The following is a 12196-nucleotide window of genomic DNA, read 5'->3' as shown; positions in this document are numbered from 1 at the left end:
TTGCACTCGAAACTGGGCTATGTGCCGCCCAATCAATATGAGCGGCAAGCAGCCTGACAATCACCGATTGAGGTGTCCGGAAAAAGTTGACCACTGCAGCGAGCCTGCGTCGCCCTCATCGCGGGCAAGCCTCGCTCCCACAGTGGATCGCATTTTCCTGTGGGAGCGAGGCTTGCCCGCGATGGGGGCGACGCAGTTTCAGAGTGATAAAGTGCGACTTATGCCGCGCTGAACAACTTATGCGGATCAATCACAAACTTCTTCGGCACACCGGCATCGAACTCGCCATAACCGCGTGGCGCGTCGTCGAGGCTGATGACCTCCACTCCAACAATGTCAGCGATTTTGATGCGATCCCACATGATGGCCTGCATCAACTGGCGGTTGTACTTCATGACCGGCGTCTGGCCGGTGTGGAAGCTGTGGGATTTGGCCCAGCCCAGACCGAAACGAATGCTCAGGCTGCCCATTTTCGCAGCAGCGTCGACGGCACCCGGATCTTCAGTGACGTAGAGACCGGGAATACCGATCTTGCCCGCTACGCGCACTACGCCCATCAATGAGTTGAGTACGGTTGCCGGTGCCTCATGCTGCACACCCGCATGGCCATGCCCGCGGGCTTCAAAACCTACCGCGTCAACGGCGCAGTCCACTTCAGGCTCGCCCAACAGCGCGGCGATCTGCTCGTGCAGCGGGGTATCGAGGGACAGGTCGGCAATTTCAAAACCCTGAGCCTTGGCGTGAACCAGACGAGCAGGGTTCACGTCGCCGATAATCACCACTGCCGCGCCTAACAGACGCGCCGATGCCGCCGCTGCCAGACCGACGGGGCCTGCACCAGCGATGTACACGGTACTCCCCGGGCCTACCCCAGCTGTGACTGCGCCGTGATAACCGGTGGGCAGGATGTCGGAGAGGCAGGTCAGGTCACGGATTTTTTCCATGGCGCGATCGCGATCCGGCAGCTTGAGCAGGTTGAAGTCGGCATACGGCACCAGCACGTATTCCGCCTGGCCGCCGGTCCAGTCGCCCATGTCGACGTAACCGTAGGCACCACCCGGGCGAGCCGGATTGACGGTCAGGCAAACGCCGGTGTGTTGCTCCTTGCAGGATCGGCACAACCCGCAGGCCACGTTGAAGGGCACCGACACCAGATCGCCGATTTTCAGATTTTCGACGCCAGTACCTTTTTCGATCACCTCACCGGTGATTTCATGGCCCAGTACCAGACCGGTTTGTGCGGTGGTACGGCCGCGAACCATGTGTTGGTCCGAGCCACAGATATTGGTGGAAACCACCCGCAGGATGACGCCGTGTTCGATCTTGCGCCCACGCGGGTCCTGCATTTTGGGATAGTCGATTTTCTGTACTTCGACCTTGCCAGCGCCGAGATACACCACACCACGATTGTCAGCCATTCTTTCACCTCGATTTTGTTGTTATTAAGTGAGCTTCAAGCTGCAAGCTATAAGCGGCAAGTAAAAGCCTGCTGCTCATCTCCTGTGATTGAAGTGTGTCTCCAGTCTCCTGCTTTTCATCTTGAAGCTTGTGGCTTGAAGCTTGCCGCTACAGGACGACAGTCCTGTTGGCGTTCAGAAATACACGCCGCTCAATGTGATAACCCACCGCCCTTGCCAACGTCAGACCTTCAATATCGCGACCTTTGGCAATCAGGTCTTCGGGGTAATGACTGTGATCGACCACTTCTACCCCTTGGGCAATGATCGGGCCTTCGTCCAGATCGTTGTTGATGTAATGCGCGGTGGCACCCACCAGTTTCACGCCCTTGTTGTAAGCCTGATGGTACGGTTTGGCACCTTTGAAACCGGGCAGCAGCGAGTGATGAATGTTGATCGCCTTGCCGTCCAGCTTGCGGCACAGATCCGGCGATAGAACCTGCATGTAGCGGGCAAGAATCACCAGCTCGGCACCTGACTCTTCGATCACCTGCCAGACTTTGCTTTCCTGAGCGGGCTTGTCGTTGGGGTCCAGGGGGAAATGGTAGTACGGAATTTCATGCCAGCGCGCCAGCGGCTCCAGATCCGGATGGTTGGACACCACCGCGACCACGTCCATAGACAACTGGTTGATGCGCTGACGGTAGAGCAGGTCGTTCAGGCAGTGATCGGCTTTTGAGACCATGATCACTACTTTTGGCCGATAGTTCGGCGCGGTCAGCTCGAAGATCATGCCAAAGGCTTCGCCGCGTTCAGTCAGACCTGCGCGGAAACCTTGTTCGTCAAAACCTTCTGGCTGACGAAATTCAACCCGAATGAAGAAGCGGCCGGACAGGCGATCGTCAAAGGAATGGTGCTCAGTGACGTAGCAGCCCTGCTCGAACAAATAGCGGGTCACCGCGTCCACCGTGCCCAGTACGCTGGGGCAGTCGGCAGTCAGAATCCATGTGTCGGGGGCGCGGCTCATTCATCAACTCCTGGTGTTTTTTGATCTGTAGGAGCGTGCTTGCCCGCGATCGGCTGCGAAGCAGTCGTGAAAATGGTAAATGCACCATTGTCTGAAAGTCGTTCCGACTTTATCGCGGACAAGCGCGCTCCTACAGGGAGTGGCAGTGGGTTCAAGCCTGAATGGTCAGGCCGTACTCGGCACTCGCATCCTGCAACCACATCCACCAGTAATCGGCGAAGCTACGGCGGATCAGCAACTCCCAGGTTTCCTCGCTGGTGCGGCGGATCACCAGTTGGGACTTGGCGAACACGGTACCGACGGCTTTACCTACCGGGAAGTTGTCCGGATGCACGTCATAGCTGGTGGACTTCATCAGCACTTCACGGACTTTCGGGCCGCTCAATTCGAGGATGGACTGACCGCCGCTGACGTTAACGATCGCGATGTGCAGGCCGGTCAGTTCAGCGCGTAGTTTTTGCTCCACCGCAAACTCTTCACCGGTCGGTACGATCAGCAGCCATTCATCAGGGCCGAGCCACTGGATCGAGCTGTCGCCACTGATCACCAAGGCCAGTGCGCCCGGCAACTCCATGCCCAGGGCTTTGTGCACGCCTGCGGCAAAAGCAGGATCGTGAGCATCGCCGCGAATGGTCAAGTGACCGAGTAATTTCTTCTCGCGCAAAGTCACGCCAGGGTTGGCGCGACCTTTACCGACCAGGCTATTCAGGTCGGCGTGAAACAGCGGTGACTCGGCTTTCTCGCCGGTCGTTGGCCGCTGCTGGTAAACGTTGGCTGTGGTCATAGAGCACCTGTTCTGAATTCTGTTGTGTGCGCTGTGGGAGCCGGGCTTGCCCGCGATAAGGTCGATTCGGTCTTTCAGATACACCGTGTCATCGTTCATCGCGGGCAAGCCCAGCTCCCACAGGTGCTGGGCTAGCCATCAAACGTTCTGCTGCTCACCCTTCGGATCGAAGAACACCGAGGACACAATTTCGGCTTCGATCACGCTGCCATCCGCCTGCGGCGAGAACACCCGTTCACCCATGCGTTTCAGGCCGCCTTTGACCACGCCCATGGCAAACGAATAACCCAACGAGTTAGCCGCATAGCTGGAGGTCACGTGACCGACCATGGTCATCGGAATCGACTGTTTCGGGTCGAACACCAGTTGCGCACCTTCGGGCAGCCATTTGTTCGGATCAACCGGCTTGAGGCCGACCAGTTGTTTACGTTGCTCACGCACACAGTCTTCGCGATTCATACCGCGCTGACCGATCCACGAGAACGGTTTGGTGCGGCCGACACACCAGCCCATGTTCAGGTCGTCCGGAGTCATCGAGCCATCGGTATCCTGACCGACGATGATGAAACCCTTCTCGGCGCGCAGTACGTGCATGGTCTCGGTGCCGTATGGCGTGAGGTTGTACTGCTTGCCGGCTTCGATGATTTTTTCCAGCACGCCCATGGCGTAGTCAGCCTGGATGTTGACCTCGTAAGACAGTTCACCGGTGAACGAGATACGGAACACCCGTGCCGGAACGCCGCCGACCAGACCTTCTTTCCAGGTCATGAACGGGAACGCCTCACGGTCCAGATCGATGTCAGTCACTTCGCTGAGCAGCTTGCGGCTGTTCGGGCCGGACAAGGTCAGGGTCGCGTAGTGGTCGGTCACGGAAGTGAAGTACACCTTCAGATCAGGCCATTCAGTCTGCTGGTAGATCTCCAGCCATTGCAGCACGCGCGCCGCGCCGCCTGTGGTGGTGGTCATGATGAAGTGGTTGTCGGCGACACAGGCGGTAACCCCGTCGTCGAAGACCATGCCGTCTTCCTTGCACATCAGGCCGTAACGCGCCTTGCCCACATCGAGCTTGGTCCACGCGTTGGTGTAGATGCGGTTGAGGAACTCGCGCGCATCCGGACCTTGAATGTCGATCTTGCCGAGTGTCGAAGCGTCCAGCAGGCCAACGCTTTCACGCACGGCTTTGCATTCGCGGGCCACGGCAGCATGGATGTCTTCACCGCCTTTCGGGAAATACCACGGACGTTTCCACTGGCCGACGTCTTCGAATTCAGCACCGTTCTTCACGTGCCAGGCGTGCAGGGCGGTGAAACGTACCGGCTCGAAGATATGCCCACAGTGACGACCGGCTACTGCGCCGAAGGTCACGGGCGTGTAGTTCGGGCGGAACATGGTGGTGCCCATTTCCGGGATGGTCACGTTCAGCGAGCGTGCTGCGATGGCCAGGCCGTTGACGTTACCCAGCTTGCCCTGATCGGTGCCGAAACCCAGTGCGGTGTAGCGTTTGACGTGTTCCACCGACTCGAAGCCTTCACGGGTCGCCAACTCGATGGCAGCAGCAGTGACGTCGTTCTGCAGGTCGACGAATTGCTTCGGCGCACGGGCAGTCGGTTTGTCATGCGGCACCTGGAACAGCGCCAGCGTCGGCTCTTCAGCGCGGCTCAGGGCTTTCGGCAGAACGCCTTCGACCACTTTGAAACCGGCTTCACTGGCTGCGCGCACGCCGCCTTCGAAGCCGTCGGCCAATGTGTCGCCCAATGCATAGACGCCATTCACGCCACCGACGCAAACACGCTTTTGCGGTGCTTCGCCCGGTACGAAACCAAGAATGTCTTCACGCCAGACCGGCTTGCCGCCCAGGTGCGAGGCGAGGTGGACGATAGGGCTGTAGCCGCCGGAGCTGGCGACCAGATCGCATTCGAGCCATTCGCCGGGGCTTGTTACGCGATGTGCCCTTACATCAATGGCCGCCACACGAGCGGCGGTGACGTGCTTGCTGCCACGGGCTTCGATCACGGCGCTGCCGGTCAGAATCCGAATACCTTTGGCGCGCGCTTCTTCAACCAGTGCGCCACGTGGGTTGTGACGTGCATCGGCAATCGCTACCACTTGCAGGCTGGCGTCGAGCCAATCCAAAGCAACGCGGTAGGCGTGATCGTTGTTGGTGGACAGCACCAGTTTTTTGCCCGGCGCTACGCCATAACGACGTACATACGTGGAAACCGCACCGGCCAGCATGTTGCCCGGCACATCGTTGTTGCCGTAAACCAGCGGACGTTCGTGAGTACCGGTGGCCAGCACAACGCGCTTGGCGCGAACCCGATGCATGCGCTGACGGACCTGGCCGATAGGTGCGCGGTCGCCGAGGTGATCGGTGAGGCGCTCGTGAATGGTCAGGAAGTTATGGTCGTGGTAGCCGTTGACGGTGGCGCGAGGCAGCAGCACTACGTTTTTCAGGCTTTTCAGCTCGGCAATTACGGTGGCGACCCATTCAGCAGCGGGTTTGCCATCAAGGCTTTCGCGGCTATCCAGCAGGCTGCCGCCGAACTCTTCCTGCTCATCGGCCAGAATCACCCGGGCACCGCTGCGAGCGGCCGCCAGAGCAGCGGCGAGGCCTGCTGGGCCACCACCGACGATCAGCACATCGCAGTGCTGGTTCATGGCGTCGTAAGTGTCCGGGTCGTTTTCAGTCGGTGAACGACCAAGCCCGGCAGCCTTGCGAATGTACTTTTCGTAAGTCATCCAGAACGATTGCGGGTACATGAAGGTTTTGTAGTAGAAACCCGGTGGCATCAGCTTGCCGCCGACTTTGCCGAGAATCCCCATCACGTCATTGTTCACGTTCGGCCAGCCGTTGGTGCTGGTCGCGACCAGGCCCGAATAAAGTGCCTGTTGCGTGGCGCGCACGTTCGGGATCTGCGTCGCTTCGGTAGCGCCAATCTGCAGTACCGCGTTCGGCTCTTCAGAACCTGCCGCGAAGATGCCGCGAGGGCGGGAATACTTGAAGCTGCGGCCTATCACATCAACGCCGTTGGCCAGCAGGGCTGCGGCGAGCGTGTCGCCCTCAAAGCCCTGATAGGTCTGACCGTTGAAGTTGAAGTTCAGGACTTTGCTGCGGTCGATGCGGCCGCCGTTGGGCAGTCGGTTGGTCTGGCTCATACCTGGTCTCCCTCGCCGCTGGCTGTCTTCTCAAACGCAGGGTTGCTGAACTGCGGTTTAGCGCCAATCGGGTAGGTTTCGAGAATTTCGTAAGTCACGGTATCGCGGGTGGCGTTGAAGTACTGACGGCAACCGGCGGCGTGGATCCACAGTTCGTGATGCAGCCCGCGCGGGTTATCGCGGAAGAACATGTAGTCGCCCCATTGCTCGTCGGTGCAGGCTGCCGGGTCCAGTGGACGCGGGATGTGGGCCTGACCTGAAGCGTGGAATTCCTCTTCGGAGCGCAGTTCGCCACAGTGAGGACAGAAGATATGCAACATGAGTATTTCTCCTGTTAGTGGGCGACAGCGGCAGCGCCGTGTTCGTCAATGAGTGCACCGTTGTGGAAACGGTCGATGGAGAAAGGTTTGGCCAATGGATGCATTTCACCTTTAGCCAGACTTGCTGCGAATACGTTGCCTGACCCCGGTGTAGCCTTGAAGCCACCGGTGCCCCAGCCGCAGTTGAAGAACATGTTCGGGACAGGCGTTTTGGAAATGATCGGGCAAGCGTCCGGCGTGGTGTCGACGATGCCGCCCCACTGACGGTTCATGCGCACGCGTGACAACACCGGGAACATCTCGACGATGGCCTGAATCGTGTGTTCAATCACCGGGTATGAACCGCGCTGGCCGTAGCCGTTATAGCCGTCAATACCGGCCCCGATCACCAGGTCACCCTTGTCGGACTGGCTGATGTAGCCGTGTACGGCGTTGGACATGATCACGCTGTCGATAATGGGCTTGATTGGCTCGGACACCAGCGCTTGCAGCGGGTGGGATTCAACGGGCAGACGGAAGCCTGCCAGTTTCGCCATGTGTCCCGAGTTACCGGCTGTTACTACACCGACGCGCTTGGCGCCGATGAAGCCTTTGTTGGTTTCCACGCCGATGCATACGCCGTTTTCCTTGCGGAAACCGATGACCTCGGTTTGCTGAATCAAATCCACGCCTAACGCATCGGCGGCACGGGCATAACCCCAGGCGACGGCATCGTGACGTGCCACGCCGCCGCGACGTTGCACGGTGGCGCCGATGATTGGGTAGCGTGTGTTTTTCGAGCAATCCAGGTACGGGATTTCTTCCGCTACCTGTTTGCCATTGAGCAGCTCACCGTCTACGCCGTTGAGACGGTTGGCGCTGACCCGACGCTCTGAGTCGCGAATGTCCTGCAGGGTGTGGCACAGGTTGTATACGCCGCGCTGGGAGAACATCACGTTGTAGTTCAAGTCCTGAGACAGGCCTTCCCACAGTTTCATGGCGTGTTCGTAGAGATGCGCTGACTCATCCCACAGATAGTTGGAGCGTACGATAGTCGTGTTACGTGCGGTGTTGCCGCCGCCCAACCAGCCTTTCTCGACCACGGCCACATTAGTGATGCCGTGTTCTTTGGCCAGGTAGTAAGCCGTCGCCAGACCGTGTCCGCCGCCACCAACAATGACCACGTCATAGACTTTTTTCGGGGTTGGCGTGCGCCACATGCGCTGCCAGTTTTCGTGGTGGCTGAGGGAGTGTTTGAGAAGGCCGAAGCCTGAGTAATGCTGCATGAATAACTACTCCTGACTCAGCTATAAACCGGGAAATCGGAACACAGGGCTGCAACCTGGCTGGCGACATTGGCCTCGACGTCGGCATCACCGAGGTTGTCGAGGATGTCGCAGATCCAGCCGGCCAGCGTGATGCATTGGGTAACTTTGAAGCCGCGAGTGGTGACCGCCGGGGTGCCGATACGCAGACCCGAGGTCACGAACGGTGATTGCGGGTCGTTAGGCACCGAGTTCTTGTTGACGGTGATGTGCGCACGACCCAAAGCAGCATCGGCGTCTTTGCCGGTCAGGCCCTGACGGATCAGGCTGACCAGGAACAAATGGTTATCGGTGCCACCGGAGACCACGTCGTAGCCACGGTCGATGAACACCTGCGCCATGGCCTGAGCGTTATCGATGACTTGTTGCTGATACGCGACGAAGCCTGGCTCCGCCGCTTCTTTGAAGCACACGGCCTTGGCGGCGATCACGTGCATCAACGGGCCGCCCTGGCCGCCTGGGAATACCGCCGAGTTGAGTTTTTTCTCGATTTCTTCGTTGGCCTTGGCCAGGATCAAACCACCACGTGGACCGCGCAGGGTTTTATGAGTGGTGGTGGTCACGACGTCTGCATAGGGCAGCGGGTTCGGGTACAGACCGGCCGCGACCAGCCCGGCAACGTGAGCCATGTCGACAAACAGGTAAGCGCCGACCTTGTCAGCGATGGCCCGGAAGCGCGGGAAGTCGAGGGTTTTCGAATAGGCCGAGAAACCGGCGATGATCATTTTTGGCTTGGACTCGACGGCGATGCGCTCGACTTCGTCGTAATCGATCAGACCGGTGTTGGTGTCGATGCCGTACTGCACCGCATTGTAGAGCTTGCCGGAGAAGCTGACTTTAGCGCCATGGGTCAAGTGACCACCGTGGGCCAGGCTCATGCCCAGCACGGTGTCGCCTGCTTGCAGCAGTGCCAGATAAACCGCGGCGTTCGCCGAACTGCCGGAATGCGGCTGGACGTTGGCGTAATCAGCGCCGAACAATTGTTTGGCACGCTCGATGGCGAGTACTTCAACTTTATCCACATGCTCGCAGCCGCCGTAATAGCGCTTGCCCGGATACCCTTCGGCGTACTTGTTGGTCAGGCCGCTGCCCTGGGCTTCCATCACGCGCTGGCTGGTGTAGTTCTCCGAGGCGATCAGCTCGATGTGATCTTCCTGACGCTGCTCTTCGGAATTCATCGCGGCCAGCAGTGCATCGTCATAGCCTTGGATTTGGTCATTCTTGCTGAACATCGCGGTTCTCCCAGCGGCGGCGTAGCGCCTGACTTATCGGTAGAGCCGCAGCATCTAAGCAGGGCCCTTTGACAGCGATACTAGGGCCGGACCAAAGACGCCAAATGCCTGCGCGCGCCACGCAAAGGTGCGTTTACGACATGGGTGGGAGAGGAGGGGGAAATACGCGGGAGGTGAGGTTGGAATGTGATCCATGTGGGAGCTGGGCTTGCCCGCGATAAGGTCGACGCAACTCTCGGATAGACCGAGGTGTCCTTATCGCGGGCAAGCCCAGCTCCCACAAGGAAAATGCAGTGTACAGGGATTAAACGGCTTTACCCGGCAACTGCCCATCCGCACGGAACATCCCGCGAATACCGCGTACGGCCTGACGAATCCGGTCCTGATTCTCGATCAGCGCGAAGCGCACATGGTCGTCGCCGTACTCACCGAAACCGACGCCCGGTGATACGCAGACCTTGGCTTCAGCCAACAGCTTTTTGGCAAACTCCAGCGAACCAAGGTGGGCGTAGGCAGGTGGAATTTTGGCCCAGACGTACATAGACGCTTTTGGATTCTCGACCATCCAGCCCAGTTCATGGAGACCTTTGACCAACACGTTACGACGCTGGCGATACTGCTCGGCAATATCGAGCACGCATTGCTGATCGCCTTCCAGTGCAGCAATGGCCGCGACCTGCAGCGGTGTGAATGTGCCGTAGTCGTGGTAGCTCTTGATCCGCGCCAGAGCGTTGACCAGCTCCGGGTTGCCGACCATGAAGCCGATTCGCCAGCCCGCCATGTTGTAACTTTTGGACAGGGTGAAGAACTCGACAGCGATGTCTTTGGCGCCCGGCACCTGCATGATCGACGGGGCTTTCCAGCCGTCGTAGACGATGTCGGCGTAGGCGAGGTCGTGAACCACCAACACGTCGTATTGCTTGGCCAGCGCAACCACGCGCTCGAAGAAATCCAGTTCCACGCACTGCGCGGTCGGGTTGGACGGGAAGCCGAGGATCATCATTTTCGGCTTGGGGATCGAGCCGCGAATGGCTTTTTCCAGCTCGGCGAAGAAGTCCACACCGGGAATCAGTGGCACCGAACGCACTTGAGCGCCAGCAATCACCGCGCCGTAGATATGAATCGGATAGCTCGGATTGGGCACCAGCACCGTGTCGCCTTGATCGAGGGTAGCGAGCATCAAGTGCGCGAGACCTTCCTTCGAACCGATGGTGACGATGGCCTCTTCTTCCGGGTCGATATCGACGTCGTAGCGTTTTTTGTACCAGTTGGAAATCGCCCTACGCAGACGCGGAATGCCACGCGAAGTCGAGTAGCCGTGAGTGTCTTCACGCTGGGCGACGGTAACGAGTTTTTCGACGATGTGCGGTGGGGTTGGCCCGTCGGGATTACCCATGCTCAAGTCGATGATGTCTTCACCACGACGGCGAGCGGCCATTTTCAGCTCGGCGGTGATATTGAAGACGTACGGGGGGAGTCGATCGATCCGCGCAAAACGGCGCGGCGAAGGTAAGTCTGCCATGGAGGCCTCAGATACGTAAGCGCCCGGAACCGTCCGAGCGACGTTGGCCACTGCGGTGGCCTGGGCGAAAGATAATCGAGCACTGACAGCTTGTCCAGCCAGGCCGCACCGTCTGTCAGGAATAATGGAAAACCTGTTACTTCTTACAGTTGGCAGGTGAGCAGAAGAGGTTCTGAATAGCTTTGTCGACGGTATTGGTTTTTTAAGTTGGCCATCAGATATTCCTCAGTCAATGGAGATAAAGAAATGGCTTCTGTATCCGAAGTGAAAGTCCAGGATGTTGACGGCGCGGAGGTCCCCGGACTGCCGCAGTTCGATTTCCACGACGCGCTACCCTTGATGAATCCGGGAGATAGGTTGAAGTATTCCAACCCTCTGAGATTTTACGAAATTGTATATAAACTCTTTGAAAAAATGCCGGATGGCAAGTTGAGATTGACTATTGCGATCCAGCCGACTGGGAACTAAGAGACCCAACAGCGACCTGTCTTGGGGTCAGCGCTACGATGTTGGGAGCTGACCATCAGGTTGCGTGACGTTTTTTCTCTGCTCATTGCTGTTTTAAGATGTGTTGATATAACGCTACGCAACTAGACTTAGTTTTAGGCCCAACAACACCAGAAAATGCACCGGATAAATCGCATAGGCCCAGCGCCGCATCGGTTTGACGGAAAAGCTCAAACGACGCCGTAACAGAGCCAGCCCGAGCATGGGCGCGATCAGGCAGGCAACTAGCGAGCCGATGGAAACCGGATCTCCCCACGCTGCGCCCGCGAACATCTGCGGCCAGGCATTGCTCGCCACGCAGATAGCGCCCGGCACCAGCGCGAGCCAAAGAGGGCGATGCAGCGCAAGCAGGAGCGCCAGCGGCAGCAGCGTGCCAAAGAAACCGAACATCAAATATTTGTGGAATAAAGCGGCGACCAGCAGCGAACCGAGCGCCATCAATCGCGTTGCAGGCAATCGGTGTCGCCAGCCTTGGGCGATCAGCAAACCGAGCACCAGCGTCGGCAATACGTTCAGCGTGTGGACGTCATCCGCCATGTACAGCCGATAGGGCAGCTCGGCCAGTACGGCGAACAAGAGCATCCATCCCAGATAACGCCACTGCACTTTGGGGTCAGGAAAAAGCGCGGATTTGCGACCCAGATTGGCTGCAATCGCCAGACAGAACCAGGGAAAGGCCAAGCGGCCCGGGACGTACAGCACATCTATCGACCAGCCGACATAGCGCAAGTGGTCGAGTACCATGGCCAGCATCGCCAGCCACTTGAGCAAGTCGAGCGCCTTGTCGCGTCCGGGCAGGTAGGGCGGGTTCGATAGATCCATATCTCTCCAGCGTTTTGGGGATTCTTCGCAACAAGGCCCGTTTAATATCAGCCCTGTAGGAGCGCGCTTGCCCGCGATCGCGTCAGGTCAATCAACATCTTTGTCGGCTGACCTGACGCCATCGC

General features: G+C 58.6%; 10 protein-coding genes. 1 reads left to right on the top strand and 9 read right to left on the bottom strand.

Translation table 11 applies throughout. From position 1 onward, the window contains the following. Positions 1-218 precede the first annotated feature (218 nt). From fdhA to alaC, 8 genes are all read right to left on the bottom strand, one after another. Positions 219-1418 (bottom strand): formaldehyde dehydrogenase, glutathione-independent, encoded by a 1200-nt coding sequence (gene fdhA, locus KDX30_RS28855; RefSeq protein WP_095092539.1) that lies wholly within the window; start codon positions 1416-1418, stop codon positions 219-221. Between the two features lie 148 nt (positions 1419-1566). Next, positions 1567-2424 carry a formyltetrahydrofolate deformylase gene (gene purU / locus KDX30_RS28850; RefSeq protein ID WP_231678198.1) on the bottom strand — a complete coding sequence of 286 codons (858 nt, stop codon included), beginning with the start codon at positions 2422-2424 and terminating at the stop codon, positions 1567-1569. Positions 2425-2575: 151 nt separating this feature from the next. Next, positions 2576-3208, bottom strand: coding sequence for a sarcosine oxidase subunit gamma (locus KDX30_RS28845; protein WP_231678197.1), 633 nt, complete (start codon positions 3206-3208; stop codon positions 2576-2578). Positions 3209-3346: 138 nt separating this feature from the next. Beyond that, positions 3347-6364 carry a sarcosine oxidase subunit alpha gene (locus tag KDX30_RS28840; protein ID WP_231678196.1) on the bottom strand — a complete coding sequence of 1006 codons (3018 nt, stop codon included), beginning with the start codon at positions 6362-6364 and terminating at the stop codon, positions 3347-3349. Further along, positions 6361-6684 (bottom strand): sarcosine oxidase subunit delta, encoded by a 324-nt coding sequence (locus tag KDX30_RS28835; RefSeq protein WP_027898962.1) that lies wholly within the window; start codon positions 6682-6684, stop codon positions 6361-6363. Before KDX30_RS28835 ends, KDX30_RS28840 begins: the two co-directional genes overlap by 4 nt. A 14-nt stretch (positions 6685-6698) precedes the next feature. Further along, entirely contained in the window at positions 6699-7949 is a 1251-nt protein-coding gene (locus KDX30_RS28830) for a sarcosine oxidase subunit beta (RefSeq protein ID WP_027898961.1), read from the bottom strand. A 17-nt stretch (positions 7950-7966) separates the two neighbouring features. Continuing rightward, entirely contained in the window at positions 7967-9220 is a 1254-nt protein-coding gene (gene glyA, locus KDX30_RS28825) for a serine hydroxymethyltransferase (RefSeq protein WP_231678195.1), read from the bottom strand. Between the two features lie 304 nt (positions 9221-9524). Next, positions 9525-10742, bottom strand: a complete 1218-nt coding sequence (gene alaC / locus KDX30_RS28820; protein ID WP_027898959.1) for an alanine transaminase — start codon at positions 10740-10742, stop codon at positions 9525-9527. 246 nt (positions 10743-10988) lie between these two features. Here alaC and KDX30_RS28815 point away from each other — a divergent pair, with 246 nt between their 5' ends. Beyond that, positions 10989-11210, top strand: coding sequence for a hypothetical protein (locus KDX30_RS28815; RefSeq protein ID WP_231678194.1), 222 nt, complete (start codon positions 10989-10991; stop codon positions 11208-11210). A gap of 114 nt (positions 11211-11324) precedes the next feature. Here the strand turns inward: KDX30_RS28815 and KDX30_RS28810 are convergent, their stop codons facing one another. Then, complete coding sequence (locus KDX30_RS28810) at positions 11325-12071, bottom strand: TraX family protein (protein WP_231678193.1); 747 nt, start codon at positions 12069-12071, stop codon at positions 11325-11327. Between the last annotated feature and the right edge of the window lie 125 nt (positions 12072-12196).

It is taken from the genome of Pseudomonas quasicaspiana (genome assembly GCF_021147825.1).
GTDB lineage: Bacteria > Pseudomonadota > Gammaproteobacteria > Pseudomonadales > Pseudomonadaceae > Aquipseudomonas > Aquipseudomonas quasicaspiana.
This window is presented reverse-complemented; position numbering and strand designations above follow the sequence as displayed.

Excerpts from the sequence above, each read along its gene's own strand:
- KDX30_RS28815 (WP_231678194.1), top strand. The coding sequence starts at position 10,989 with ATGGCTTCTGTATCCGAAGTGAAAGTCCAGGATGTTGACGGCGCGGAG.
- KDX30_RS28810 (WP_231678193.1), bottom strand. The coding sequence starts at position 12,071 with ATGGATCTATCGAACCCGCCCTACCTGCCCGGACGCGACAAGGCGCTC.
- KDX30_RS28845 (WP_231678197.1), bottom strand. The coding sequence starts at position 3,208 with ATGACCACAGCCAACGTTTACCAGCAGCGGCCAACGACCGGCGAGAAA.
- alaC (WP_027898959.1), bottom strand. The coding sequence starts at position 10,742 with ATGGCAGACTTACCTTCGCCGCGCCGTTTTGCGCGGATCGATCGACTC.
- glyA (WP_231678195.1), bottom strand. The coding sequence starts at position 9,220 with ATGTTCAGCAAGAATGACCAAATCCAAGGCTATGACGATGCACTGCTG.
- KDX30_RS28840 (WP_231678196.1), bottom strand. The coding sequence starts at position 6,364 with ATGAGCCAGACCAACCGACTGCCCAACGGCGGCCGCATCGACCGCAGC.
- KDX30_RS28830 (WP_027898961.1), bottom strand. The coding sequence starts at position 7,949 with ATGCAGCATTACTCAGGCTTCGGCCTTCTCAAACACTCCCTCAGCCAC.
- fdhA (WP_095092539.1), bottom strand. The coding sequence starts at position 1,418 with ATGGCTGACAATCGTGGTGTGGTGTATCTCGGCGCTGGCAAGGTCGAA.
- purU (WP_231678198.1), bottom strand. The coding sequence starts at position 2,424 with ATGAGCCGCGCCCCCGACACATGGATTCTGACTGCCGACTGCCCCAGC.
- KDX30_RS28835 (WP_027898962.1), bottom strand. The coding sequence starts at position 6,684 with ATGTTGCATATCTTCTGTCCTCACTGTGGCGAACTGCGCTCCGAAGAG.